This is a genomic window from Paracoccus sp. (in: a-proteobacteria) (genome assembly GCF_032007265.1).
Lineage (GTDB): Bacteria > Pseudomonadota > Alphaproteobacteria > Rhodobacterales > Rhodobacteraceae > Paracoccus.
On the sequence record NZ_DALZMB010000061.1, the window covers coordinates 1 to 24,654 of the forward strand.

General features: G+C 61.2%; 21 protein-coding genes and 4 pseudogenes. 12 read left to right on the forward strand and 13 right to left on the reverse strand.

Translation table 11 applies throughout. The annotated features are described in order from the left end of the window. Positions 1–5: 5 nt before the first annotated feature. The 3 genes from RTS12_RS13060 to RTS12_RS13070 form a co-directional block, all read right to left on the reverse strand. Positions 6–793 (reverse strand): IS5 family transposase gene (locus RTS12_RS13060; protein ID WP_312529210.1). Its coding sequence is split into 2 segments (ribosomal slippage): positions 6–454 and positions 454–793, totalling 789 coding nucleotides; the frame shifts between segments, so codons are not numbered across the junction. A gap of 166 nt (positions 794–959) precedes the next feature. After that, positions 960–1,127, reverse strand: coding sequence for a hypothetical protein (locus tag RTS12_RS13065; protein ID WP_312529212.1), 168 nt, complete (start codon positions 1,125–1,127; stop codon positions 960–962). A gap of 33 nt (positions 1,128–1,160) precedes the next feature. Then, the gene (locus tag RTS12_RS13070) at positions 1,161–2,144 is read right to left on the reverse strand and encodes a hypothetical protein (protein WP_312529214.1); all 984 of its coding nucleotides are present in this window, start codon (positions 2,142–2,144) and stop codon (positions 1,161–1,163) included. A gap of 111 nt (positions 2,145–2,255) precedes the next feature. On the opposite strand from RTS12_RS13070, the gene RTS12_RS13075 reads away from it, so the two are divergent. The 4 genes from RTS12_RS13075 (at position 2,256) to RTS12_RS13090 (ending at position 3,961) form a co-directional block, all read left to right on the forward strand. Beyond that, positions 2,256–2,507: a type II toxin-antitoxin system Phd/YefM family antitoxin gene (locus RTS12_RS13075; protein ID WP_036743750.1), complete on the forward strand. Its 252-nt coding sequence runs from the start codon at positions 2,256–2,258 to the stop codon at positions 2,505–2,507. Beyond that, a complete protein-coding gene (locus RTS12_RS13080) occupies positions 2,504–2,770 on the forward strand; it encodes a Txe/YoeB family addiction module toxin (protein WP_312529234.1) in 267 nt (88 codons plus the stop codon). The genes RTS12_RS13075 and RTS12_RS13080 overlap by 4 nt, the downstream gene beginning before the upstream one ends. 151 nt (positions 2,771–2,921) lie before the next feature. Next, entirely contained in the window at positions 2,922–3,650 is a 729-nt protein-coding gene (locus RTS12_RS13085) for a ParA family protein (RefSeq protein ID WP_066009097.1), read from the forward strand. Further along, on the forward strand, positions 3,647–3,961 hold the full coding sequence (locus RTS12_RS13090) for a hypothetical protein (RefSeq protein WP_127657609.1): 315 nt from the start codon (positions 3,647–3,649) through the stop codon (positions 3,959–3,961). The genes RTS12_RS13085 and RTS12_RS13090 overlap by 4 nt, the downstream gene beginning before the upstream one ends. Here the strand turns inward: RTS12_RS13090 and RTS12_RS13095 are convergent. The 3 genes and pseudogenes from RTS12_RS13095 to RTS12_RS13105 all read right to left on the reverse strand — a co-directional run bounded on the left by RTS12_RS13095 (position 3,958) and on the right by RTS12_RS13105 (position 6,525). Then, a complete protein-coding gene (locus RTS12_RS13095) occupies positions 3,958–5,022 on the reverse strand; it encodes a replication initiator protein A (RefSeq protein ID WP_074637844.1) in 1,065 nt (354 codons plus the stop codon). The two genes, RTS12_RS13090 and RTS12_RS13095, sit on opposite strands and share 4 nt — an antisense overlap. A gap of 311 nt (positions 5,023–5,333) precedes the next feature. After that, on the reverse strand, positions 5,334–5,585 hold the full coding sequence (locus RTS12_RS13100) for a type IV secretory system conjugative DNA transfer family protein (protein WP_312529272.1): 252 nt from the start codon (positions 5,583–5,585) through the stop codon (positions 5,334–5,336). A 6-nt stretch (positions 5,586–5,591) separates the two neighbouring features. After that, positions 5,592–6,525, reverse strand: a pseudogene (locus RTS12_RS13105) (IS5-like element ISPth1 family transposase). Positions 6,526–6,634: 109 nt separating this feature from the next. On the opposite strand from RTS12_RS13105, the pseudogene RTS12_RS13110 reads away from it, so the two are divergent. The 4 genes and pseudogenes from RTS12_RS13110 (at position 6,635) to RTS12_RS13125 (ending at position 11,605) form a co-directional block, all read left to right on the forward strand. Next, a pseudogene (locus RTS12_RS13110) lies at positions 6,635–7,836 on the forward strand (GntP family permease). An 8-nt stretch (positions 7,837–7,844) separates the two neighbouring features. Beyond that, a complete protein-coding gene (locus RTS12_RS13115; protein ID WP_312529245.1) occupies positions 7,845–8,339 on the forward strand; it encodes a gluconokinase in 495 nt (164 codons plus the stop codon). Positions 8,340–8,653: 314 nt separating this feature from the next. Next, a complete protein-coding gene (locus RTS12_RS13120) occupies positions 8,654–10,612 on the forward strand; it encodes an oleate hydratase (protein ID WP_312529247.1) in 1,959 nt (652 codons plus the stop codon). A 232-nt stretch (positions 10,613–10,844) separates the two neighbouring features. Further along, positions 10,845–11,605: pseudogene (locus RTS12_RS13125) on the forward strand (IS5 family transposase). Between the two features lie 2 nt (positions 11,606–11,607). Here the strand turns inward: RTS12_RS13125 and RTS12_RS13130 are convergent. Beyond that, positions 11,608–13,000: pseudogene (locus RTS12_RS13130) on the reverse strand (type IV secretory system conjugative DNA transfer family protein); the annotation flags it as partial. Continuing rightward, positions 12,997–13,278, reverse strand: coding sequence for a mobilization protein (locus RTS12_RS13135; RefSeq protein WP_312529252.1), 282 nt, complete (start codon positions 13,276–13,278; stop codon positions 12,997–12,999). The pseudogene RTS12_RS13130 and the gene RTS12_RS13135, both read right to left, overlap by 4 nt. A gap of 623 nt (positions 13,279–13,901) precedes the next feature. Between RTS12_RS13135 and mobQ the strand changes: the two genes are divergently transcribed. Then, entirely contained in the window at positions 13,902–15,335 is a 1,434-nt protein-coding gene (mobQ, locus tag RTS12_RS13140; RefSeq protein WP_312529254.1) for a MobQ family relaxase, read from the forward strand. Between the two features lie 219 nt (positions 15,336–15,554). Here mobQ and RTS12_RS13145 read toward each other — a convergent pair whose 3' ends face one another. From RTS12_RS13145 to hsdR, 3 genes are read right to left on the reverse strand one after another with little or no spacing between them, the layout of a single operon-like run. After that, positions 15,555–16,703 (reverse strand): restriction endonuclease subunit S, encoded by a 1,149-nt coding sequence (locus RTS12_RS13145; protein ID WP_312529256.1) that lies wholly within the window; start codon positions 16,701–16,703, stop codon positions 15,555–15,557. Then, positions 16,703–18,268, reverse strand: coding sequence for a class I SAM-dependent DNA methyltransferase (locus tag RTS12_RS13150; protein WP_312529258.1), 1,566 nt, complete (start codon positions 18,266–18,268; stop codon positions 16,703–16,705). The genes RTS12_RS13145 and RTS12_RS13150 overlap by 1 nt, the downstream gene beginning before the upstream one ends. Positions 18,269–18,285: 17 nt before the next feature. Next, positions 18,286–20,652, reverse strand: coding sequence for an EcoAI/FtnUII family type I restriction enzme subunit R (hsdR, locus tag RTS12_RS13155; RefSeq protein ID WP_312529260.1), 2,367 nt, complete (start codon positions 20,650–20,652; stop codon positions 18,286–18,288). A gap of 134 nt (positions 20,653–20,786) precedes the next feature. On the opposite strand from hsdR, the gene RTS12_RS13160 reads away from it, so the two are divergent. Both RTS12_RS13160 and RTS12_RS13165 read left to right on the forward strand, forming a co-directional pair. Then, positions 20,787–21,767: a hypothetical protein gene (locus RTS12_RS13160; protein ID WP_312529262.1), complete on the forward strand. Its 981-nt coding sequence runs from the start codon at positions 20,787–20,789 to the stop codon at positions 21,765–21,767. After that, on the forward strand, positions 21,767–22,345 hold the full coding sequence (locus RTS12_RS13165) for a hypothetical protein (RefSeq protein WP_312529264.1): 579 nt from the start codon (positions 21,767–21,769) through the stop codon (positions 22,343–22,345). The genes RTS12_RS13160 and RTS12_RS13165 overlap by 1 nt, the downstream gene beginning before the upstream one ends. A gap of 262 nt (positions 22,346–22,607) precedes the next feature. Here the strand turns inward: RTS12_RS13165 and RTS12_RS13170 are convergent, their stop codons facing one another. Next, positions 22,608–23,237, reverse strand: a complete 630-nt coding sequence (locus RTS12_RS13170; RefSeq protein ID WP_312529266.1) for a tyrosine-type recombinase/integrase — start codon at positions 23,235–23,237, stop codon at positions 22,608–22,610. Between the two features lie 255 nt (positions 23,238–23,492). On the opposite strand from RTS12_RS13170, the gene RTS12_RS13175 reads away from it, so the two are divergent. After that, a complete protein-coding gene (locus RTS12_RS13175; protein ID WP_312529268.1) occupies positions 23,493–23,810 on the forward strand; it encodes a hypothetical protein in 318 nt (105 codons plus the stop codon). Here RTS12_RS13175 and RTS12_RS13180 read toward each other — a convergent pair. Then, positions 23,802–24,589, reverse strand: a protein-coding gene (locus RTS12_RS13180; protein ID WP_312529270.1) for an IS5 family transposase whose coding sequence is annotated in 2 segments (ribosomal slippage) — positions 23,802–24,250 and positions 24,250–24,589 — 789 coding nt in all. Because the reading frame shifts where the segments join, the coding sequence is not laid out codon by codon here. The two genes, RTS12_RS13175 and RTS12_RS13180, sit on opposite strands and share 9 nt — an antisense overlap. Positions 24,590–24,654 lie beyond the last annotated feature (65 nt).

The following is a 24,654-nucleotide window of genomic DNA, read 5'->3' on the forward strand; positions in this document are numbered from 1 at the left end:
CTAGGTCATGTTGACAAATGGCGGATCCAGAGACGGATCGACGTGATGTCAATGAAGCCGAGGAAGCTTTCCGCCGTCTTGTCGTAGCGGGTCGCGACACGCCTGGCGTTCTTGAGCTTGTTGAAGCAACGTTCGATCAGATTCCGCAGGCGATACAGCGAGCGATCGACACCAATCCGCTTCTTGCGGGACTTGCGCATCGGTATCACGGGCAGGACGTTGCGCGCCTCCATGCCTTCTCTGATCTTGTCTGCATCGTAGCCGCGATCCGCGAGCAGCACGCTCGGGCTGGGCAGATTATCCGCCATCACCAGATCGAAGCCGAGATAGTCCGACGTCTGGCCAGGTGTGATCTCTGTCCTCATGGGAAGCCCGTGTGCGTTGACGAGAAGGTGGATCTTGGTCGTAAAGCCACCTCGAGAACGGCCGAAACCCTGTCGTGGAGTCCCCCTTTAGCGCCCGCTGCCTGATGGTGGGCGCGGATCACGGTGCTGTCGATCATTTGCAGGGCGCTTGGCACGGCTCCGCTCTGGTTCAGAGCATCCATGATGTCCTCCCAGAGGCCCGCCAGTGTCCAGCGCCGGAACTGTCGGTAAACGCTTGACCATTTGCCGAACTCGCCAGGTAGGTCCCGCCATGGCGCCCCGGTTCGGGCAATCCAGAAAATCCCATCAAGGACGAGGCGGTGGTTGGTTGCTTTGCGTCCGTTCGGGGCGCGGACGGCGAGGATGAAGCGCTCAAAGAACGCCCATTCCTCGTCCGACATAAGGTCTCGTGCCAAGCTGGTCTCCATCGCAGATGCCAGCTTGAATCATACCCTACGCCCGAGGGGAATCCCTTTTGTCAACACGACCTAGGCAGGCGGATAGCAGTTTAGTTTACCCTATCGGTTGGACCGCAGGGCACTGGGATTTTAACAGCTTTAACAGAAGCTTACACTATTTTTGAAAATGTAAAAATCAGGCGGAGCTGATGGTTTCAAAAAGCCCTTTCAGACCGTTCTGGAACGGATCGAGCGCAAGAGCTCGCTCTTCGGCCCAGACAATCCACTCGCTGAGAGGTCTACCTTCAATGGCGGTATCACCCTCAATTTGCAGGCGGTGGCGTAGTTCGTCGATGAACGCCATAAGCCGATCGCGCTCCCGCCAGTTGTTTGCGTGCTACTGAAACCGACACCAGCGCTTGTGGTCTATCTCCAGCTGTCTTTGGCGCTCACGGCGTTCTGCCTGCTCTTGTTCGTAGCGGCGGTGCCATTCTGCGCGCTCCCGCGCCTCCTCTGCCAAAAGCGGCCCTGCCGCGATAATGGCGCTTACAATATCAGGCAGCATAATCGCCATCTTCTTCTTGGGCGTTTCAATCCAGTCGCGACTGCGACCATTGACGTAGGTGTCGAACCTCACGCGCAGAAAGCCAGAGGAAACAAGGCCTGTTTGGTGGTGATGAGGAAGGGCCGTCCACTTCCCTGCCCCTTCCATGATCTTTGTCGCCCTCGACATTTTCTCAGCGATTACGCACTTGAGCTCTTCCCGCTGACAAGGAATGTCACCTTGCCTGTAAGCTTGGCTTCGCCGATCTGTCCCCCCTTGCTTCTCGATCGCGCGAAACAGGGTGCTTGTCACCCTGAAGCGATATCGGTCACGCGCAGTGAGGTCGCTGATATGAGGAAGTGACCCTCCCCAAAAGTCGCGCGACCGTTGCCGGTTTTCCGCTCGACGGCTCTCCTGTAGCTGACGGTGCTCTGCGACCCATGCCTTCACCTTCGGGTGCAGCGCTCGCATATGGTCAAGGCTTTCGTCGTCTTCATCGAAGGGTGGTAGTTCCGCAACGGACTCAGCGTCGCGAGATGGGACGGACGCAGGTACTGGCGGTTTACCACTGCCCCGCGCTGGCTTGATTGAAGGGGAGGTCTTTTGGGGCGGTTCAAATGACGGCAAAGGAGGCATTTCAGGAGCACGGCCAACGGCCTTTTTCTGCCAGTAGCCCAAGGGTGGCGTGGGGATTTGGCGCTTTCGACAAAGAGCGGCCAAGCCTGGCCCGTTCGTCGCGAGTTGGGCGCCAAGCTTGCTCATGGGGGTCTGCCAGACCAGTTCGTAAAGTTCCTCGCGAGACATTTCCTCTGCGGGGCGGGTAACGATGTCATTCACGTGAGCCCTTTCTCTCTCGTAAATTCTCCATGAAATTGACTGCCGCCTTCGTACCACCCCTTTACTTGTACTTAATGTTGTACATATATAGGGAAGCAAAGGGGAGTCGACATGGATGTTATGACCTACTCAGACGCACGAGCTCAACTGAAGGGCGTCATGGATCGAGCGATCCACGACAAGCAGGAAGTTGTCGTGACGCGCAAGAAGGGCGAGTCCGTTGTGGTCGTGTCCTTGGACACTTGGAACGCCGTCAACGAGACGTTGCACCTCTTGTCCACACCGAAAAACGCATCCCGCTTGCGCGCGTCGATCGCGCAACTCGATGCTGGAACTGGCGAAGAGCGTGAGCTGACCGAGTGAAGCTGGTTTTTTCGGATCAGGCCTGGGAAGATTATCAGTACTGGGTCAGCACCAACGACAAGGTACGTGACCGGATCAACGAGCTGATCAAGCAATGCAAGCGGACCCCCTTCAAGGGAACCGGCAAGCCGGAACCTTTGAAGGGCGATTTGACTGGCTGGTGGTCCCGGCGAATTACTCAAGAAGATCGAATGGTCTACCGGGTCAGTGGAGCTGGCGATGGCCAAAGCCTAGAGATTGCGCAACTGCGGTTCCATTACTGAAAACCCGTAGGGTTGAACGACCTAGATGTGACGAGGTCGAACGTCTCAAAGCACCCTCGAATTTAACTCTAACTATGTCATTAAAGTTAACTCTATAATTAATGTTAACGACATAGTTGATGTTAGAGTTAAACGCAGGCAATCTACCGCCATGTATGTAATCACCTTCGCAAACCCGAAAGGCGGCTCGGGGAAAACTACGTCCGCCATGCTCTTGGCTGAACAGATCGCTATTTCTGGCGGTCGCGTTGCGATTCTCGATCTGGACCCAAATGCCAACATCCTTGCATGGGCCCAGACGCGCGAAGCCGAAGGTAGAGACGTTCCTTTCACAGTTCATGCGCGACCGCAGGCCGAAGAGACGGTCGAGCTCATCGACAGCCTATCCGATGAGGCTGACTATCTCATTATCGACCTTGAAGGGTCGAAGGATCAGATCGTCACTTTCGCGCTATCGCGGACAGATTTGTGCATCATCCCGCTCGATGGCTCGCCTATGGAAGCCCGGCAAGCCGCGCAAGCGGTTCGCTTGGTACAAACCACAGCAAACATGATCCGCGCGCAAATCAACTACGCCCTCTTGTTCACTCGCACCAACGCCGCGTTCCAGACCACGGATGAGCGCGACGTGCGGCAAGAAATGGAGCTCAACAACATCCCGACGCTACCCGTTCGGATCGCCAAGCGCGCGCCTTACACCCGCATCTTCCGGGACGGTGTGCTCTTGTCAGAGCTGCCTGACATCGTGACGCAAGAAATGCAGGGCAAAACCGCGTCTGTATCCGACAAGGCCATGAAGCAGGTGACCGGAGCCATCGAGAATGCCCGCGACTACGCACAAACCGTCATTGCAACCCTTACCAAGGAGCAAGTGGCATGAGCGGGAAATACGGCTTCTCAGGCGGGATCGACCTGCCCAAGACAACACCGGCACCCAAGCCTCGGCCAAAGGTCGATGGCAGCTCATTAAGCGAGGCCGTCAGAGCCGGTGCCGATCTTGGCTTCGTCAACAGGGAACCAACGACGCGCCTTAAACCTGGCCCCAAACGCAAAGAGCCGCAGGACAAAGTTTCGATACCTGGCCCGAAGCGCGTGGTGGATGATTTTCGGGCTTTTTGTTCAACGCGCGATCTTACCCTTTGGCAGGGCTTGGAGTTGTTGCTTGAAGAACAGAAGGGTAGAAGCGGCTAAGGGTTGCCGCGTTTCTCAAAGATTTTCCGGCAGAACCCTAAGAATGCCCTGTCCGGGTTGGCCGGAGCATCGAGACCACCGTCGGCCATCCATTCGCGCCATTCTTGCTCTAGCGTGTAGATGTCCCATCCCGGCGCAACCTTACGGGCTTCCTGATAAACGTCAGGGCTCAAACGGATCGCCCCGGATGGAGCCGCCAGAGCTTGCGGCTTTTCCGCGTGACGGTTTACAAATACGACCATGTTTTCGTCTAACCGGACTGAATAGTCCGGCATGTGATTGTACGCCTCATCTTGAGCGACAATGTTGCCGACCAGCCGCTTAAACTCGCGAGAGGTCGAAGCCGATCCGCACTTGTCTTGCAAAGCAGAAAGACTGATTTTCCACTCTTTCTTCGAGCCACAGTGCTTGCGGGCGATCTCATAGATGCGCCGCTCTAATGGCTTACGCAGCCGGAAATAGTTCCGGTGGAGGGTCAAAACTTCATGCGCTTGGATCGCGTTGAACACCCAATCAGAGAGTTGCACTTCGATTTCCTGCATCCGACCATCACGGGTTTCACGTACGATACGAGCGCGGTCGATGATGCTAAAAATATCCAATTGCTCGACATCGCCGGTCACGATGTTCGTCTCAATCTGTGTCCCTTGCAGCCGGGCGAGGGCGCTTCGAAGGCCGCTATATCCACGCCCATCTGATGGCCGGTTCGTTGCTTTCAGGAGGTCGAACGCCTTCAGGCGAACGATTTTTGAAACCTTCTGACCTTTGTTGATAGCTGCCATAATTTGACTGATGCAGTAGATCAGCACATCGCGATCGTGGATCGTTGCCAGACCATCGGACGAAGGTTTCACTTCGAGATAGTTTCGCCCCGTCCCATCTTCGTATCGCCGCACTCGGTGATCTGGTTTTGTAGAAAGCGAGAAAATCGGATGCGCCATCGAAGCCATGTCACCCTTGGGTGCGGCATCAAAGATATCGCATACAAAAAAGTCGCCTTGTTCCTGCCGATCTGGCAGCAAGGGAGAGCGGTCGCCGTCTTTCGTGATTTCACACACCATGACCTATGTTTCGTGATTTCACACACACGGTCAAGCCCTTTCGTGATTTCACACACAGGCGTAGAGCTTTCGTGTCTTTACACACATTATTTCGTGTCTTTACACACGCTTTATCGTGACTCTACACACAGACCACTTCTAAAAGCTTAATGAATTCATAGGGCTATGAACACTTATCCACAGCGTAACACATTATATAACACATATTTAACACTACAAATTCCCCATCATTTCAGCAGCGGTTTCCAAACCCGAACGCATGGAAAAGTGCTCGCAGCTAAGAATGCGCGCGAAAGGCAGCGAAACGTACCTCAGTTCAAAGGGTTCTGATCGAATCTTCCACGGTAGGTCTTGCTCTTGAAATACACATTCTGCTTGGCCTTGAGCGGGTTGCGGTTGCCTACCAGCAGCAGCAGATCATCAGCCTTCATGCCAGTGATCTGTTCAGCGGTCATGAGCTTCTGACGTTGCTCTGAATAGGAAAAATCCCGCCCCTCGTTCGGAGCCTTCCCCTCGGCCTTGTTGCAGAAGTCGGCTTCAGGACATGATGGCCCTTTCCCCAGCTGAGGTCAGGCCACGCGTTCGATCTCGGCGGTGCCGAGGGCGTTGAAGCGGTTCATCAGGGCGACGCGGATGTGGATCTCGGCTGTCTGGCGGTCGGGGTCCCTCGACGCGATCCGCTCGCCGAAGGATTTCAGATTCCTCATCCGGGCCTCGACCCGGCTGCGGACATGATAGCCGGACCACCTTTTCCAGATCGTCCGGCCGAGGCGCTGGGTTGCCCTCAGGATGTCGTTGCGGGCCAAGGCGGCGGGGCAATCTTCTTTCCAGAGGCGGCCATTTCTGCGGATGGGAATGATCCCTGTGCCACCTCGCGCAAGGATCGCCGAATGACAACGGCGGGTGTCGAAGGCGCCATCACCGGTAACGGTGCCGATTTCCTCGTCTTCCGGGATCTGGTCCAGAAGATCAGGGAGCACGGGGCTGTCGCCCTCGCGGCTAGAGGTGAATTCCACCGCCCGGATGTCGCCGGTCGCCGTGTCCATCGCCAGATGGACCTTGCGGTACTGGCGGCGGCGGTGGGTGCCATGCTTCCTCGCCAGCCACTCTCCGTCGCCCAGGAACTTGATTCCCGGTGCTATCCACCAGCAGGTTCAGAGGGCCCGGAGCCCGGCGCGACGAAAGCTGGACCACGATTGTCTTCTGGCGGCGGCTGAGCGTGGAGAAGTCCGGGACCGGCCAGTCCAGACCAGCCATCTCGAGGATGCTGGCGACCATTCCGGTCGTTTGCCGAAGCGGCAGGCCGAAGAGCACCTTGATCATCAGACAGAACTGGATGGCGGCGTCGGAGAAGACCGGCGGACGTCCGGGCTTGCCTGCCTTCGGCGCAAGCCAGTCCATGTCCCGGTCTAGCCAGACGAGCAGAGATCCGCGCCGCTTCAGCGCGTCGTTATAGGATTTCCAGTTGGTCGTACGGTAGCGGGCAGGTTCGGGCTTGCTCATGGCAGGCTCTTAACCCACCGGATTCACGCCGTGAATCCCGGAAGCTCATGAGTTCTGCAACAACGCTCTGCTGACCGCCATCGTCGCGGGCATTCCCGCGGCCAAGGTGGTGCCGACGCTGCTTGACGGCTTCGGCGGCACGCTGGCCACCGTCGCCCTGCTGGTCGGCTTCGGCGGCATGATCGGCCGCCTGCTCGAGGTGACGGGCGGGGCGCAGGTGCTGGCCGACCGGCTGATCAACAAGTTCGGGCCGGACCGCGCGCCCTTTGCGCTGGGTATCGCCTCGCTGCTGTTCGGCTTTCCGATCTTTTTCGACGCCGGGCTGGTGGTGATGCTGCCGATCATCTTCAGCGTGGCGCTGCGCTTTGGCGGCTCGGTGCTGCTTTACGCGCTGCCCTCGGCGGGGGCTTTCGCGGTGATGCACGCTTTCGTTCCGCCGCATCCCGCCCCGTCGCCGCGGGCGAGCTTCTGGGCGCCGACATCGGGCTATTGCTGATCGTCGGCCTGACGCTGGCGATCCCGACCTGGTTCCTGGGCAGCTATCTGTTCAGCAAATGGGCCGGGCACCGCTTCGTCCTGCCGGTGCCGCAGATCCTGGGCGCGGCCGAGGAAAAGCTGGACCGCGTGCCGCCCGCCTTCGGCACCGTGCTGTTCGTGCTGCTGCTGCCGCTGGCGCTGATCTTTCTGAACACCGGGCTGAACACGCTGGCGACCATGGGCATCGTCGATGGCGAAGCCGGCTGGGTCACGGTGATGCGGCTGCTCGGCCAGACGCCGGTGGCGCTGCTGATCACCGTCATCGTGGCCATGGCCCTGCTGGGCAAGGGCCGCGCGGCCTCCGAGGTCGAAAAGCTGATGGACAGCGCGCTGGGACCGATCTGCGCCATCATCCTCGTGACCGGCGCCGGCGGCATGTTCGGCGGCGTGCTGCGCGCCAGCGGCATCGGTCAGGCGCTGGCCGGCAGTCTGGAAAGCGTCGGCATGCCGCTGATCGTCGCGGCATTCGTGATCTCGACCGCGCTGCGGGTGGCGCAGGGCTCGGCCACGGTGGCACTGACGACGACGGCTGGGCTGATCGCGCCGACGGTCGCCGCGACGACCGGGCTGTCCGAACTCGACCGCTGCTTTCTGGTCATCGCCATCGCCGGCGGCGCCACCGTGCTCAGCCATTTCAACGACTCGGGCTTCTGGCTGGTCGGGCGCTTCCTGAACATGGATGAAAAGACCACGCTGAAGACCTGGACCGTGATGGAGACGCTGCTGGGCAGCATCGGCTTTGCCCTTGCGGCCCTGGGCTGGTGGCTGCTGTGAGCGGGCTGATGCATATCGTCGTCATGGGCGTCTCGGGCAGCGGCAAAAGCACCACCGGCGGCGCGCTGGCGCAGCGGCTGGGCTGGCCCTTCATCGAGGGCGACAGCTTCCACCCCCGCGCCAATCTCGAAAAGATGGCGGCCGGCCAGCCGCTGGACGACGACCGCGCGCCATGGCTGCACGCGCTGGCCGCCGAATTCGCCCGCAACGAGGCGGCGGGCCAAAGCTCGGTCATGGGCTGTTCGGCGCTGAAACGGGCCTATCGCGACATCCTGCGCAGCGGCGCGCCGCGCGTGCGCTTCCTGCATGTGCACGGCAGCCGCGCGATCCTCGAGGACCGGCTGTCGCATCGCGAGGGGCATTTCTTCCCGGCCAAGCTGCTCGATTCGCAACTGGCCACGCTCGAGATGCTGGCCCCGGACGAGGATGGCGTCATGGTGGACATGGCGCTGCCGGTCGCGGAGCAGGTGACGCAGGCCCTGCGGCTGCTCGACCTGCCCTAGCGGCGCCCCTGCCCCGCGGCCCGGCTCGGCGACGCATGCCGCAGCCGACCGCCGCAACCCGAACCCGCAGCCCGCGCCACGGTTGCGGGAATGGCTGTGGCCGCGCAGCCCAAGGCGGCCAGTTCGCCCGCCACCCGGGGCACATCACCCCCCGCACCCGCGCAGGGTGCGACACTTGGTCCGCCCTGTCGCGGAACCCCCCGGACCGCGAAAGGTTGAGTGGCACGGCAGAGACATGTCCCTCCGCGTTCCAGCCCTCCCGCCCGGTCGCAGCACTGTCCCGCCGCACAGACGCATCAGACAGGAGCACCTTCATGAGCGCCGACGATCCCCGCCCCTTCCGGGTCGAAAACGACAGCACCGCCGCCTATTGGTCCAACCGCCCCGAAAACACGATGCCGATCCCGGACATGATGGGCGCCTATATGCGTAACCGCCCCTGGCCCGCCAATCAGGTCCCGGGACGCCGCGCCTGGATCATAGGCAGCGGCATCGCGGGGCTGGCGGCGGCCTTTTACCTGATCCGCGACGGCGGCATGCAGGGCAAGGACATCACCATTCTGGATGCGCTGGACGTCGCCGGCGGCTCTCTGGACGGGGCCGGCAATGCCGAGGACGGCTATATCATCCGCGGCGGGCGCGAGATGAATTTCAATTACGACAACCTCTGGGACATGTTCCAGGACGTGCAGGCGCTGGAACTGCCCGAGGGTTACAGCGTGTTGGACGAATACCGGCTGGTCAATGACAACGACCCGAACTGGTCCAAGGCGCGGCTGATGCACAATCAGGGCGAGATCAAGGATTTCTCGACCTTCGGCCTGTCGAAACCCCAGCAATGGGAGCTGATCCGCCTGCTTCTGAAGCGCAAGGAGGATCTGGATGACCTGACCATCGAGGATTACTTCAGCGAAGGCTTCCTGCAATCGAATTTCTGGTTCCTGTGGCGCTCGATGTTCGCCTTTGAAAACTGGCAGAGCCTGCTGGAGATGAAGCTCTACATGCACCGCTTCCTCGATTCCATCGACGGTTTCGCGGATATGTCCTGTCTGGTGTTTCCGAAATACAATCAACACGATACATTCGTGAAACCGCTGGTCGAGCATCTGAAGAAGCACGGCGTCAAGGTGCAGTTCGGCACCCGCGCCTATGATCTCGAGATGACCGAGGCCGAAGGTCAGCGCACCGTGACCGGCATCCGCGCCCGTGTGAATGGCGCCGATACGCTGCTGCCGGTGGCCGAACAGGACGTGGTCTTTGCCCTGACCGGCTCGATGACCGAGGGCACGGCCTATGGCGACATGGACCACGCCCCGGTGCTCGAGCGCGACCGCCACAACCCCGGCCCCGACAGCGACTGGGCCTTGTGGCAGAACCTCGCCGCGAAATCGCCGGTCTTCGGCAAGCCACAGAAATTCTATGGCGACACCAGCCGCTCGATGTGGGAATCGGCGACGCTGACCTGCAAGCCCTCGCCGCTGGTCGACCGGCTGAAGGAACTGTCGGTCAACGATCCCTATTCCGGCAAGACGGTGACGGGCGGCATCATCACCTTTACCGATTCGAACTGGGTGATGAGCGTGACCTGCAACCGCCAGCCGCATTTCCCCGGCCAGCCCGGCGACGTACTGGTGCTGTGGGTCTATGCGCTGCTGATGGACAAGGACGGCAACAAGGTCGCCAAACCGATGCCCGCCTGCACCGGGCGCGAGATCCTCGAGGAATTGTGCCACCATCTCGGCGTCGCCGATGTCGATGCGGTGGCGGAGAATACCAAGGTGCGGCTGGCGCTGATGCCCTATATCACCGCGATGTTCATGCCGCGCGCCGCCGGCGACCGGCCGCATGTCGTGCCCGAGGGCTGCACCAATCTGGCGCTGATGGGGCAATTCGTGGAAACCGCGAACGACATCGTCTTTACCATGGACAGCTCGATCCGCACCGCCCGGATCGGGGTCTATAGCCTGCTCGGGCTGCGAAAGCAGGTGCCCGACATCAGCCCGACGCAATATGACATCCGCACGCTGATCCGGGGCGCGCGGGCGATCAACAGCAACCAGCCCTTCCCGGGCGAGCGGCTGCTGCATCGGCTGCTGGGCAAGACCTATTACGCCCATATCCTGCCGCCCCTGCCCGAGGGCGAGCGCTCGACCCGCGAAACCGCCGAGAGCGAGCTGAAGCAATGGCTCGGCAAGGGCGGCGAGGCGCTGAGCACGGTCGGCGGCTGGTTGCAGAAGGTCCGCGACGAATTCCGGGAACGCACCCGGAAGTAAATGGAGGGGCGCCCCTGCCCCGCCGTCCCGGGTCGGTCCGGTCGAAGCACCGGGGGCTCTGCCCCCGGACCCCCGGGGTATTTCCAAAACAAAGAAGGCCAAGGGGTGGACGAAGGTCGCGGCGTTTGTTCCCGTTATGTTCTAGGCCGTGTTGACAAAAGGGATTCCCGGGGCGCGCTGATCATGATTCAAGCTGGTATCTGCGATGGAGACCAGCTTGGCACGAGACCTGATGTCGGACGAGGAATGGGCGTTCCATGAGCCCTTCATTCGGGCTGTCCGCGCCCCGAACGGACGCAAGCCAGTGAACCATCGTATTGTTCTGGATGGTATTTTCTGGATCGCCCGCACCGGCGCGCCTTGGCGTGACTTGCCCGAGGAGTTCGGCAAGTGGTCCTCTGTCTACCGCCAGTTCCGACGCTGGACGCTGGCCGGGCTGTGGGAGCAGATCATGGAGGCGTTGAACGAGAGCGGGGCGGTCCCCGACGCCCTGCAGATGATCGACAGCACCGTGATCCGCGCCCATCATCAGGCAGCGGGCGCAAAAGGGGGACTCCGCGCCAGGGTTTCGGCCGTTCGAGGGGTGGCTTTACGACCAAGATCCACCTCCGCGTCAACAGTGCCGGCCTGCCGATGAGGACGGAGATCACGCCCGGCCAGACATCGGACTATCTCGGCTTCGATCTGGTGATGGCCGACAACCTGCCCGAGCCCTCCGTCCTGCTGGCCGATCGTGGCTACGATTCTGACAATGTTCGCAAGACCATGGAGGCGCGCGACGTGCTGCCGGTGATCCCCATGCGGAAAACCCGCAAGCTGCGGGTGGCGGTGGATCGCACCCTCTACCGGTTGCGCAACCTCGTCGAACGCTGCTTCAACAGGCTGAAAAACGCCCGCCGCGTCGCCACCCGCTACGACAAGACCGCCGAAAGCTTCCTGGGTTTCATCGACATCACGTCCATCCGCCTCTGGCTGCGTCATTTGTCAACATGACCTAGGTCCTGCAAGATGGGCCAAAGCTGGATGCCGTAACCGGCCATCAACCCCATAGCGCGCTCCACAGGCTCCAGACGGCCGAGGGCGGCAAATTTCGTCCAGCAAGAAGAGCACAGGGCCGCTGGGGGCCGTCCTGGCACTCTCAGAGCCTCCTGATGGCTCCGAGAGTGCCTTAGGGCCGCTCTGAGCCTCTGTGGCCGCCTCAGGAGGCCTGTGGCGCTCCTGGGGCCTCTCCGCGTCTCTGGCAATGTCCTAAAGCGCCTGGGCGACCATCAGGCGTAGCCAGCGGCTGTGGGTGTCGAGCCGATTGGGCGGCAAGACCAGAAAGACCGAGATGATGCCGCGTCTCAGGTCTGCGAAATCGAGATCGCTGCGGGCAAGGGCGGCGGTGATGCGGGGGCTGTCGAGGAAGTGGGTATGGCGCTGCGCATTCGAAAGGACGGACGCCGCTTCCCTGTCGGCCTTGCCGAGGAAGCGATTGGCCGCGCGGGCGATCAGGCCATGGGCGGCCTCGCTTTCCTGCATCAGCTCCAGAAGCGCGCGGAGCCGCTCGGGCGGTAGGGTCAGGTATTCCCGGACGGAGGCCAGCGTGCGCCGTCCGGCTTCTTCGTGGCAGACGACAAAGAGGATCAGCCCGGCGAGCAGGGCTTTGGCTTCTTCGTTCCAATGCGCTTCCGCGACCTGTCCGGGCGGATCCATGACCAGCGCTTCGGCGAGCGCGGCCGCGTCCTCACCGAGATCCGGACTCCCCCGCTGCAGCCGATCGAGCGGATTGCAGGCGGCGGTCGGCAGGCCGGTGACACCGAAGGGGTCGAAGACATGGACCGGCCCCAGTCCGGATCTGGCGCGGGCGGTGATGCGGGCATTCTCGCCTTTGGGGTCGATGACCAGAACCGAGCGCTTCGCGGTGAGCAGGTTCGGGATGATTGTCCCCACGCCCTTGCCGGCGCGGGTCGGGGCGAGGGTCAGCAGATGGGCCGGTCCGTCATAGCGCAGCAGGCGGCCACTCTCGGCATCGCGTCCAATCAAGAGGCCGTCGCCGCGCTGGAGCGCTGCGCGCTCCTTGCGGGTGCTCAGGCGGGCCGAGCCATGGCTGTCTCCACGCCGCAGGAAGTTGAGGGAGAGGCCGGTATAATCGGACCAGTGCAGCAGCCCGAGGCTGATTGCCGGGATCAGGCAGAGGCCAAAGCCGAGCATCCCCAAGGCGGTGGACGGCAGGTCGCTGAGCATCTCGGTGCCGGCGAACAGACCGCGCAGCATCGAGAAGAGGAGGAAGCCGCCCGCAAGGCTGCAGGCGAGAAAAAACAGAAAGGTGCCGATCAACCAGGGCACGCCAATCACCAGCCCCAGCGTTGTGGCGAAAAAGCGGTGCAGGCGTGCGAGCAGCCTCATGCGCCAGGTCCCGAATCCTCCGGTTTGGGCCTTTCCGGTTCCCAGCCCTCAAAAGTCTTGCGGTCCTGTTCACGGGGGAGGTTGCGAATGAGGCGATCTAGCATGGCACGGGCATTGTCGTCGCGGCTGGCGAGATCGGTGAGGGCGCCGCCGAGGATCACCTTGCGGCGGGTATCCAGTTTGCGCTCTTTGGCGGCTTCACGGTTCTTGAGGGCCTGAAGACGGGCACGGGCTTGATCATAGCGCTTCTGGGCACGGTCGAGTTCGGTCTCGGTCATGTTAACTATCCCGAAGATTGAAAATTGACGGCGTGAAATGTCTGATTGAACGGTTCAAATCTATCGTTTACCCTGTGGCCTGTAAAGGACAAGGGCGCACTTATGCAAACTTCTCGCCTCCGGCTCCAAGATTTGCGTGCGATCTCTTCGGGGCATTGCCCCGGCCGATGGCCAACCCCGTCGCCGCGCGCTGCGGCGATATGGAAGAGCGCGCCGCCTCTTCCAAACCATCTCACGCCAGCATGGGCTGTTGGATGGCCCGCTGCCGCCCGCTTGCCGATCCGTGACCTCGCCCCTGCATGGGGGGCTGGTCGGGATCGATTGCGCGGGCGGCAGATGGTGCGGCGGCTGTGGCCCCCGGTGGGGCCGGCCACGCACCAGGCTTGCGGGGGGCAAGCCGTCTCGCTCCTGTGCGCCCAGCCTTGTGGTGGGCGGCGCACAGGAGCGAGATCCGCCCATGGCGCGTTTCCCTGCATGGGGGGAGGCGCTGGCGGGCGGGCGGCACCGGAGCGGGTCGCGCCTGCCGGGGCGCAGGACCCTTGCTCTGCGACGCGGTGTGCTGGCCTCGGGGCCAGTCTGCGGGCTGCATCGCGGCCGCAGCGGTCTTTGCGGAGAGGGGTCGCATGGCGAGCTACCACCTCTCGGTAAAGACCGTGAAGCGCAGCGCCGGTCGATCGGCGACGGCGGCTGCCGCCTATCGCTCGGGCAGTGTCATCGCCTGCGAGCGTGAGGGCCGCGTGCATGATTACACTGCCAAGCGCGGGGTTCAGGATTGCTTTATCCTGGCCCCCGAGGGCGCTCCTGACTGGGTGCAGGAGCGGGCGGCTTTGTGGAATGCCGCCGAGGCGCGCGAGAGCCGCAGCAATTCCGTCACCGCCCGCGAATGGGAGTTGGCGCTGCCGTCCGAACTGACGGATGCGGAGCGCCTGACGCTGGCGCGGGACTTCGCGCAGGCGCTTGTGGCGCGCTTTGGCGTGGTCGCTGATGTTGCGGTGCATGCACCCCATGCCGAGGGCGATCAGCGCAACCACCATGTCCATATCCTGACCACCACACGGGTCATGGGCCCCGAGGGTCTCGGGGCCAAGACCCGGATCCTCGATGCCGCGAAAACCGGCGGCGTCGAGATCGAGGCGATGCGGGCGGTTTGGGCCGGGTTGCAGAACCGGGCGCTGGAGCTGGCCGGGACCGGGGAGAGGGTCGATCATCGCTCGCTCGAGTCGCAGCGCGAAGCGGCCTTAGAGCGGGGCGATGATCTGGCGGCCGAGGCGCTGGACCGCGGCCCCGAGGTCAAGCTTGGCCCGGCGGTCAATGCGATGGAGCGGCGGGCGCAACGCGAGGCGGCGGCAGAGGGGCGGGACTACGTTCCGGTGACGGTACGCGGCGCTGCGGTTTATTCGGCGCGTAAGGCGCGGGCGCTGGTTGCCGAGTTGCGCGAGCGGGTCGAGGAGCTGCGCGCGGCTTACGCGCTGGCGCGCGAGCAGAGCGAGGGGCGGATCCCGGCCGGGCTTGCCGCGCTGCGGGCGCTTCGGGCGAAGGGTGTCGCTGCAGAGTTCGAGGGGGGGCCGGTTGCGGGGCTGGGCGACATCAAGACGCGGCTGGCAGGCATCCTGCAGCGGGACGGGGAGGAGAAAGCCGTAGGCCAGAGCTCTGTCCCGGAGCCTGCGATCGAGGCGCGGCTGCCCGAAGTTTTGGGGCGCAGGGCGGGTGACGAGGAGGTCGCTCCGGTGGCGCGGCGCAATCCGCGTCTGATCTCGGCCCTGGCCCAGATTGCGGAGAGGGTTGCCCGTCGGGAGCAGCTAGGCTTCTCCAACCCTGCCCAAGCGCGCGCGTTCTTTGACGATCTCAGGGGAAGCTATGGTGGGGCTGTGCTCGGCCAGCTGGCTGGTGGTGATGATCATGCGTTGGTGGGCGACTTCCCGGATGCGGCTCTGCGCAGGCAGGTCGCGATCGGGATGGTCGTGCTCGGGCGCAGCTATGGCGAGATGGAACGTGAAGGTCTCAGGGAGGTAAGCCCTGAGTTCACGCGCGAACAGGATGGTGGCTGGGAGCTGTGAGCGGTTGGAACAAAGGTTACTACCAAATATATGGCCTCTACGTGTTTGCTCCGACGGTTAGCTGATCGACAGGTCCGGATGGTCGCGTTCGACCATCCGCGCCTCATCTCCCATCCAAAGGCTTCAGTTTTTTTTCCAAAAAAGATTTGGCCACCGCCAGTTCTCCAATCTTGGCATGCAGATCCCGGACCTGATCCTCGGTGAGGACGGCGCGTGGTATTATGCGACGACTGCCTTTCCGTTGAAGACCTCGTGCAGAAGCGCGGGGATCAGGGCGTCTGCGTCGCGGGCGGATGCCTCGCGGATGGCGCGGATGCGGCGGGCTTTGGCCTGAAGGCGATCAAACCAGTGCTGGGCTTCGAGGGGCGGCACGGGGACTCCGATAGTTTCAAGTTTTTTCAGGCCTAGTGTCCGGTTGCGTCCGGCCCCGCCGGGTGAGGCTTCGCCCAGACGTTGCAGCCCATCCGGCGATTGGAAATAGAAGAGCAGAAAGTCGGCCGTAGCAACCGTGGGTTTGGGTATGCAGGACAGGAAGCGATGCGATCCGACGCGACCGGCATCTTCCGGTCGGGCGATGGCGACGGCCCCTTCCCATGCAAACACGATATTGAAGAGCAGATCACCGGAGACGATCTCGAACAGCTTCTTGGTGCCTACCTCGGCACCTGCCAGCGCGGGCTTGTGGAACGTACCGCGACCGAAGGAGCGGACGCCGAGTTCGGGGTATTCGCGGTCCGGTTCAATCTCCACTGGGCGGCGGATCAGGGGGGCGACCTCGGCCATGGGGCGGCGGGGGGCGGCTTTGATGCAGCGGGCGAAAGCATTGGCCAGCATCGCCTGCAGGTCGGCCTCCATCGCGGCGGCGGCCTCTGCCCGCGCCCTGACCAGCCCCGCTACCCGATCCAGCCGCGCCACGATGCGCTGCTGCTCGTCGAGGGGAGGAAGGGGGATGAGATAGCCAAGCACATTCGATGGCCGAATTGCGGCATAGTTCGTAGAGCCGCGCGCCTTCACCTGTTCGAGGAAATCGGGTGTCCGTGAATACCATTCGAGGAAGCCGCGAAGCAGCTTCGCCTCGTCAACCTCGAACAGGAAATAGTGGCTGCTGACGATTGCGCCGTCGAGTTCCTCGGGAACGATACCATAGCCCCCAAGCTTGGCGTCAATCTCCGCCACCAGAAATTCGCCTGTGCGGCAGACCTGCTGTCGCTTCGTCTTGATTTCTGCACCCGCCACGCGGTCACGCAGGATTATGCCCCTCGCAGAAGTCTGCACACGGCAACGCGCATAGGTTTCATCCGGCGCAATTTCGATGAAGTCTTTGCGCTGGGAGATTATCTCCCCCAGCCGAACCAAGGGCCAGCCCATCACGTACCCTCCGCGAGTTCCGCGCGGATCTCGTCCATGATCGCCATGATCTCGCGCTCGCGGCCGATGATGGCATCGACGATTTCATCCGGCTGGCGGTGATCCTCGGCCTCCAGCGCATGGGGGTTCTTGAGGTCGAGATTGCAGGCGATGACCCGACGATCGGTGTCGCGCTGGATCAGGCAGGTTGCAGAAACCTTCCAGGCGCGCTCGTTTTCCTCGCGGTTCTTCCACCATTCGAGGCAGTCCGCGAACTCCTCATAGGCCATGGGCGCGGTCTTGGAATATTTCTTGCGACCCTCAGGCAGCGGCATCTCATAATACCAGATGTCCTTCGTCGGTCCGCTGGTGTCGAAGAAGATCAGATTTGCCGGGATGTCGGTGTAGGGCGCGAAGACGCCTTCGCGCAGGCGGACCACCGTGTGCAGGTTGAACTTTTCCAGCAGGTCAGCCTTGATGCGCGCCGAGATGCCATCGCCGAACAGCGTGCCGTGCGGAACAACGACGGCGGCGCGGCCGCGCCCGGCGCGTTTCAGCCGCCGCATGATCAGTTGCAGGAACAACAGAGCGGTTTCGGCCGTGCGCCGGTCCTCGGGGAAGTTGTTGAGGATCCCCGCCTCCTCCTCACCGCCGAAGGGCGGGTTGGTGAGAATGATGTTCACACGCTGGCCCTCGCCGATCTCGTTGAGGCGAAAGCGGAGGGCGTTGCCGGGGTCGATCTTCGGGGCGTGGAGTCCATGCAGCAGCAGGTTCATCTGCGCCAGCAGGAAGGGAAGCGACTTCGCCTCGCCGCCCATGATGCTCGCGTCCTGCAGAATGCGGCGCTTTTCGACGGTGTCGGCCTGGCGCTCCAGATGCAGAAAGGATTCAGTCAAAAATCCGGCGGTGCCGCATGCTGGATCGAGAATGGTTTCGCCAAGCTGCGGATCGGAAACCTCGACCATGAAGCGCACGACGGGGCGCGGGGTGTAGAACTCGCCCGAGTCGCCCGCTGCGTCGCGCATCTCGCGCAGCAGGGTTTCATAGAGACGACCAAGGACATGAACCTCCTCGGATGAATCGAAGTGGATGCCATCAATGAGGTTGACCACATCGCGCAGCAGGTAGCCGCTTTCCATGCGGTTGGCGAAACCCTGAAAGACGGTGGCGATGACGTCGCGCCGCTCGCGTCGGCCGTTGTCACCACGCAAGGCACGCAGATAGGCGAACAGGCCCGGGCCTTTGGTTCCGTCCGGGCGTTCGGCCTTTTCGGCCGTCAGGAAGGTCAGAAGGTCAGGGCCAGTGATGCCGTCCACCTCGGCCGCCCAGTCACGCCAGCGATAGGGCGGCTCGATGATCGGGCGGTATTCCTTCCCGGCCAATTCGGCGCGTTCCTCCTCGATGCGTTCCATGTCATCTAGGAATTTCAGGAACATGATCCAGGTCAGCATCGGCAGCCGGTCTAGGTCACCGTTCAGCCCCTTGTCCTTGCGCATGATTTTGCGCGCGGACTTGATGATGCTGTCGAGACGTTGTGCGGTCGTCAATTGCTTGGGCGCAGCCTTCTTGCGGGCGGGTTTGGCCATGGGGGTCGTCCTTCAGGTCAGGCAGTATAAAGCAGTCGCTGCAACTCGGTGACGGCGCTGCGAAGCTCCCTTCCCCCGCCGAAGCGTCTGGCGATCTCTATGACGTTGCCCCATTCATTGAAAGGCGGCACTTCGAGAATGTCGGGCAGCTTGAACTGGGCGCTGCCGTGTTCAGCGTATTTTTCCAGAACGGCGTCGAGGATTTCGCGCGCCTCGGGACTGAACTCGGCGAGAAAGGCGTCCTGTTCCCGCAGCAGATGGTCGGCACGCTCGCGTCTGGTCCGCAGGGGCATGTTGTAGGCGAGATGGCACAGCAGATCGAACGGGTCAGCCTCGGGCTTGCCCACGGCTTCGGCCAAGGTGTCGAGGTCGATGCCCTTTTCCTCCAGCCGCTCGATGATTTCAGCGCGCCTTTCAGGGTCAAGCCAGTCGGTGCGCAGCTCCGAGGCATTGGGATAGAGGGTGCGCACTTTGTCGCCGGTGTAGTCGGTCAACTGCCGGCAGGCGAGCTTCCTGCCCTCGGCATCGAGCTCATAGACCAGGTGGCGGACGACTGACACTTCGCCGCCATCAACATAGAACTTGCGCGGTCCTGGTTCAGGCTCGGGATCGTCCAAAGGCCGTTCCGGACCCTCGGGAAGGTCGCCGGGTTCGGGCATCACATCCTCGGCCTCGCGCTCCTCGATGGTTTCGCCTTCCTCATTGATGACGGCTTCGGCCTCGCGGACCGGATCGCCGTCGAAGGCCGGATCGGCAAACATGCGTGTGGCGGTGCCGGTATAGTCGATGATGTTGAAGGCGAGCTTGCCGTAATCGGGGCGCAGCCGGGTGCCGCGACCGATGATCTGCTTGAACTCGGGCATCGAGCCCACACTGCGGGCCAGCACCACATTCTTGCAGGTCGGCGCATCGACGCCGGTGGTCAGAAGCTGCGAGGTGGTCAGGATCACCGGCGTGCTAGTCTCGACATCCTGAAACTTGGACAGGTGGCCACGGCCGACATCGCCCTCATCGGCGGTGACGCGGCAGACGTAGTCTGGGTTGTCGCGCACCAGATCGGCATTCAGCTCCGCCAGTGCCTGCCGCATTTCGAGCGCATGTTCCTGATCGACACAGAACACGATGGTCTTGGCCATGCGGTCGGTCTCTGCCATGAAGCCGGCAAGGTGGCGGGCAATGGCGCGGGTCCGGGCACGGAGGGCGACGACGCGCTCGAAATCGCGGGTTTGGTATTCATTGTCAGGGATTTCCCGTCCGTATCGGTCCAGTTCTCCCCGGCTCGGCCGCCAGCCTGCTGCGTCATAATCGGTGATCACCCGGTGCACGCGATAAGGCGCGAGGAAGCCATCCGCGATTCCCTGTGCCAAGCTGTATTCGTAAAGAGGGTCACCGAAATAGTTGTAAGTATCGACGTTCTCCTCACGGCGGGGAGTCGCGGTCATGCCGATTTGGGTTGCCGGTTCGAACCATTCAAGAATTTCGCGCCAGTTGCTGTCGTCGCGGGCGCTGCCCCGATGGCATTCGTCCACGATGATCAGGTCGAAGAAATCACGAGGATATTCCCGGTAAAGCCCGGGCCGGTTCTCATCGCGTGCAATCGACTGGTAAATAGCGAAATACATGTCGCGGCTCTTGACCGCGATGCCGCCGGCGATCTTGTGGCGGGCGTCCCCGAACGGGCTGAAGTCCTTGGCCATCGGATCGTCGACGAGGACATTGCGATCGGCAAGGAACAGGATTTTCGGCGTGCGGTTCACCCCCTTGCCGCTCCAGCGCGCCGACCACAGCTTCCAGCAGATCTGGAAGGCGACGGCGGTCTTGCCCGCCCCTGTACAAAGCGTGAGCAGGATCCGTTTTCGTTCCTGAAGCACCGCCTGAACGGCACGATTGACGGCAATTTCCTGATAGTATCGCAGAGGCTTGGCGCGGTCCGGAAAGTTCGGGGTGAGCAGCCGCTCGGCGGCAACCGGGTCTTGCAGGCCTTCCGCCGCCCGTTGGCGCGTCCACAGGTCATCCGGGACTGGGAAGGCGTCGAGCATGCGTTCGATCCCAGTCGTGTAGTCGAACTCCACGATCTCGGCGCCATTGGTGGCATAGGCAAACTTGAGGCCCAGAACCTCGGCATAATCCTTGGCCTGCTGTAGACCATCTGCCGCATGGCGGTACCGGGCCTTGGCCTCCACCACGGCAATGGGAAAATCAGGGCTGTAGCGCAGAACATAGTCCGCGCGCTTCTGCTTGCCTCTTCGCGCACGACCACCGACGAAGACGATCCGGCCATCCGTAAATGTCCGCTGCTCGTTGATAGCATGCGGCCGGTCATCCCAGCCCGCCACCTGCAGCTTCGGGACGACAAGTTTACGGCAGGTATCAGCCTCGTTCATAAATTCAGGCTCACTAGCATTGGCGACGGTCCTCACGACATTACGCCCCTCTATGCGCAAAATCGCCGCATGGGACTTGCTCGATAAGCGGATTTTTGCTTACGTGACACAATCTTTATCAGCCAGAGAAGCGCATGGCAATTTCAACAAGTTATCGGTGGGTTTCCGTTGGAAAACTGACTGTTCGGAGTAACACTCAGGCGCCGGACGGCGCACCTAGCTTTGTCTTGAGCGATTTGCTAGGCGCGATGCGTGCGGTTGAGCAGCAGCCCGAAGGGCTTAGGGCCTATCAAAACAACGAGCGGCGCATGTGGTTCGGTCCAACTGCGGCGGAACAGAATTATTGCTTCTTTGTCGTGCAGACTGGGGATCGCACCGCGGCGGATCCTGCGTTTGTGGATTTTGACACCCTAGCAACCAGGGATGCCGGGAAGCACAACAACGAGGGCAGCCATTTTTGCTCCCACGTCCTGATCGCACTAAACCCTGACCCCGTTGGAAGACATCTCATCCTCTTGGAGAAGGTCCCCGGAGTAAGCTTCACCACACTGAAGGCGCACTTCAACTGGCTTCTCAAACAACCACTCGCGGCAAGAACACTGGATGTTGGCGGTGAGCCCAAGACATATCGTGGCGTGGTCGAGATTGACAGCTATCAATCGACGACACTGAGCGCTGCGATGACCTCGGGCACAGTCATGGACATGACCTTCGTCGGGAACCAAACTCTAGATCAGGGCGTCGACGAGCAGCCTCTTGTGAGAGAGAAATCCCGTCAGGTTCGGTGGGACATCGGACGACGAGTTGATAACGCGGGTGCGCTAGCCCTACTTAGAGACGGGATCGACTTTGCTAGAGGCTGGGAAGACGTCGAACATGACAGCAAACAACTTCTGGTCAGGATCAAATCTCACGACGGTCAGATAAAAACCGCCGCCGTGGCGGCAGAGGCCGAAGCCATCGCAGATGCCGCGCAAGAAGCATTGGAGGGAGCGTTCTGCTTAAACGAGCGGATCACAAACTTTAACGTCCCGCTCACACAGAGATACGATGGCATTCGGGACGATATCGTGGAAAAGCTCAAGGAACGGGCGGTCCACGTTGAGGAAAGGTGATGCGTCGCCAGATAAGAAAGTTTTTCGTCAACTTCTCCAAGCTATTAACGGCGTTTTCTTTCTATAGGCTTCGCGGTCAGGATCTGATCTATTTTCAATACATCTACCCTACAGTGATCGTGGGAGCATCCGTCCTTGCCTATAAACTGGTTTCGGACGGTTACGTGATTGTTAACCTCCGCGCGATGGTTGCAAGCGCCACGACCCTGATGGGGGTCTTGATCGGGTTCTATATAGCTGCATTGGCCGCCGTGACCAGCTTCCCGAATGCTGGATTGGACAACGTCATGTCCGGCGAAGCTCCGAAAATACGGGAACTGGTTCACGGAAACCTCGTCCCGCTGACGCGCCGTAGATTCCTGTCAACTCTGTTAGGTTACTGCGCATTTATTTCCATATTCATCTTCGTCATCGGGTCCATATCCGCGGCCTCCGACCTCGCACTCGAAACTCCGGAGAAGGTCCGGTATATATTCAGGATAGTTTGGTGGGGATCATACGCTTGGCTGCTCGCCAGTCTTCTCGTGGTTACCATGCTATGTTTGCATTATCTTATTGAACGGATGCACCGGGATTGATCGCAATTTTCGTTGACTAGCCCCTCCAGATCTGCATCGCCATCCTGAACAAATACAACGTCCTCGGGCACTGCCGAGATCATAGCCGTGGCCTGAACAAAAAGCGGCAAAGGGGCAGATCAGTCTGCTGCCGATTAGCTCAACAACGCCCACATTATGCTATCAAAGGAGCGGCATTAAACCGCGACAAGACCAGTCGCCTCGAGGCGATAATAGCGGGCAAGATTCTGGGCGGGAATGCGCTTCTCGAGAGAACTCTGGCTCACAGATGGAACCTCCGGGCAATCTCGAGGGCTTCGGCCTGTTCGGTGCCGATATAGTCCTTGGTGCTCTCGATGCTGGCATGGCCGAGCAGGAGCTGGGCGGCGCGCAGATTGCCGGTCTGCTGATGGATATGGGTCGGAAGGGTGCGGCGCAGCGAATGCAGCCCGTAGAGCGCCGGATCGAGCCGCGCTTTGTCCAGCCAGGATTTGAACAGCCGCCAGAGCTGGCTTTCGCTGAGATGGCTCTGCGACCAGCGCGGGCCCTGGCCGGTGAAGAGCCAGGCGTGGAGCGGTTTGGGTGCCGCCACCAGATAGGCCTGCAGGCTGTCACGGGTGCCGCGCGAAAGCGCGGCCTGGACCGGCCGGGCATGGCGCGTCCCGGTTTTCTTCTGCCGGATTTCGATGAGTTCGCGGATCCCGACCGGCGTCGCCACATCCGAGACCCGCAACCGCACCAGATCCGAGCCGCGCAAACTGGTGTCGAGGGCGACGTTGAACAGCGCCAGATCGCGCCAGGCTTTGTCCTGACGCAAGAGCAGCCGGATCAGAGCGACCTGATCGGGGGTCAGCGGGGGCTTTTTGCCGACGACGCGGCCCTTGTTCCACGCGGGTTTCGCGGTCTCTGGCATGGCGCAATCCTTGCACGCTTCTGTCGCCATGATGCCAGAAACCGCGCATGAACCAAGGGGTTTTCACGCCGGCCGGATGAAAAGCCCAGCATTCATGGGCCGGCAGGGGTGCGCGCCATGCAAGCTTTTAGCCAAAAGCTTGCATGAAGGCTTGAAGGGTTCTGTTGTGACGTCGCCAACTGTGACCAACAAAATCCTCTTTATTTGGAGTCGTGTGGTCGTAAGGTTGCCTATGAAGCCAAGTAGGATAGCAAAATGAAAATTAGGATCAGTCAGTTCATTGATTTTGCGTATGGAGACAAGCGTAAGGATAAGGCTAAAGCCCGAAGCATAATTGACGATTTCAACCTGCTTTATGACCCCATCAAGGATCGCTACAAGCAATTTCGCGAAGCAATGACTGCCCTTGAAGAGCAGAAGATCACGGCCAAACAGTTTCTGGACCTACATTCTAGCGTTTCCGCAAATAAGTCAGCTGGATACAAAGTGCTGTGCCAAAACTACCTTGATCTAAAGGAAGATCATGCCCTCATTTGGCAGGGTCGTAGCCCTATTGATGCTAGGTCATGTTGACAAATGGTGGATCCAGAGACGGATCGACGTGATGTCAATGAAGCCGAGGAAGCTTTCCGCCGTCTTGTCGTAGCGGGTCGCGACACGCCTGGCGTTCTTGAGCTTGTTGAAGCAACGTTCGATCAGATTCCGCAGGCGATACAGCGAGCGATCGACACCAATCCGCTTCTTGCGGGACTTGCGCATCGGTATCACGGGCAGGACGTTGCGCGCCTCCATGCCTTCTCTGATCTTGTCTGCATCGTAGCCGCGATCCGCGAGCAGCACGCTCGGGCTGGGCAGATTATCCGCCATCACCAGATCGAAGCCGAGATAGTCCGACGTCTGGCCAGGTGTGATCTCTGTCCTCATGGGAAGCCCGTGTGCGTTGACGAGAAGGTGGATCTTGGTCGTAAAGCCACCTCGAGAACGGCCGAAACCCTGTCGTGGAGTCCCCCTTTAGCGCCCGCTGCCTGATGGTGGGCGCGGATCACGGTGCTGTCGATCATTTGCAGGGCGCTTGGCACGGCTCCGCTCTGGTTCAGAGCATCCATGATGTCCTCCCAGAGGCCCGCCAGTGTCCAGCGCCGGAACTGTCGGTAAACGCTTGACCATTTGCCGAACTCGCCAGGTAGGTCCCGCCATGGCGCCCCGGTTCGGGCAATCCAGAAAATCCCATCAAGGACGAGGCGGTGGTTGGTTGCTTTGCGTCCGTTCGGGGCGCGGACGGCGAGGATGAAGCGCTCAAAGAACGCCCATTCCTCGTCCGACATAAGGTCTCGTGCCAAGCTGGTCTCCATCGCAGATGCCAGCTTGAATCATACCCTACGCCCGAGGGGAATCCCTTTTGTCAACACGACCTAGC

Coding starts and splice junctions, on each gene's coding strand:
- RTS12_RS13145 (WP_312529256.1), bottom strand. CDS start 16,703: ATGGGCTGGCCCTTGGTTCGGCTGGGGGAGATAATCTCCCAGCGCAAA.
- RTS12_RS13090 (WP_127657609.1), top strand. CDS start 3,647: ATGAGCGGGAAATACGGCTTCTCAGGCGGGATCGACCTGCCCAAGACA.
- RTS12_RS13120 (WP_312529247.1), top strand. CDS start 8,654: ATGAGCGCCGACGATCCCCGCCCCTTCCGGGTCGAAAACGACAGCACC.
- RTS12_RS13115 (WP_312529245.1), top strand. CDS start 7,845: ATGCATATCGTCGTCATGGGCGTCTCGGGCAGCGGCAAAAGCACCACC.
- RTS12_RS13135 (WP_312529252.1), bottom strand. CDS start 13,278: ATGACCGAGACCGAACTCGACCGTGCCCAGAAGCGCTATGATCAAGCC.
- hsdR (WP_312529260.1), bottom strand. CDS start 20,652: ATGAACGAGGCTGATACCTGCCGTAAACTTGTCGTCCCGAAGCTGCAG.
- RTS12_RS13175 (WP_312529268.1), top strand. CDS start 23,493: ATGAAAATTAGGATCAGTCAGTTCATTGATTTTGCGTATGGAGACAAG.
- RTS12_RS13170 (WP_312529266.1), bottom strand. CDS start 23,237: ATGCCAGAGACCGCGAAACCCGCGTGGAACAAGGGCCGCGTCGTCGGC.
- RTS12_RS13085 (WP_066009097.1), top strand. CDS start 2,922: ATGTATGTAATCACCTTCGCAAACCCGAAAGGCGGCTCGGGGAAAACT.
- RTS12_RS13075 (WP_036743750.1), top strand. CDS start 2,256: ATGGATGTTATGACCTACTCAGACGCACGAGCTCAACTGAAGGGCGTC.
- RTS12_RS13160 (WP_312529262.1), top strand. CDS start 20,787: ATGGCAATTTCAACAAGTTATCGGTGGGTTTCCGTTGGAAAACTGACT.
- mobQ (WP_312529254.1), top strand. CDS start 13,902: ATGGCGAGCTACCACCTCTCGGTAAAGACCGTGAAGCGCAGCGCCGGT.
- RTS12_RS13095 (WP_074637844.1), bottom strand. CDS start 5,022: ATGGTGTGTGAAATCACGAAAGACGGCGACCGCTCTCCCTTGCTGCCA.
- RTS12_RS13150 (WP_312529258.1), bottom strand. CDS start 18,268: ATGGCCAAACCCGCCCGCAAGAAGGCTGCGCCCAAGCAATTGACGACC.
- RTS12_RS13065 (WP_312529212.1), bottom strand. CDS start 1,127: ATGGCGTTCATCGACGAACTACGCCACCGCCTGCAAATTGAGGGTGAT.
- RTS12_RS13165 (WP_312529264.1), top strand. CDS start 21,767: ATGCGTCGCCAGATAAGAAAGTTTTTCGTCAACTTCTCCAAGCTATTA.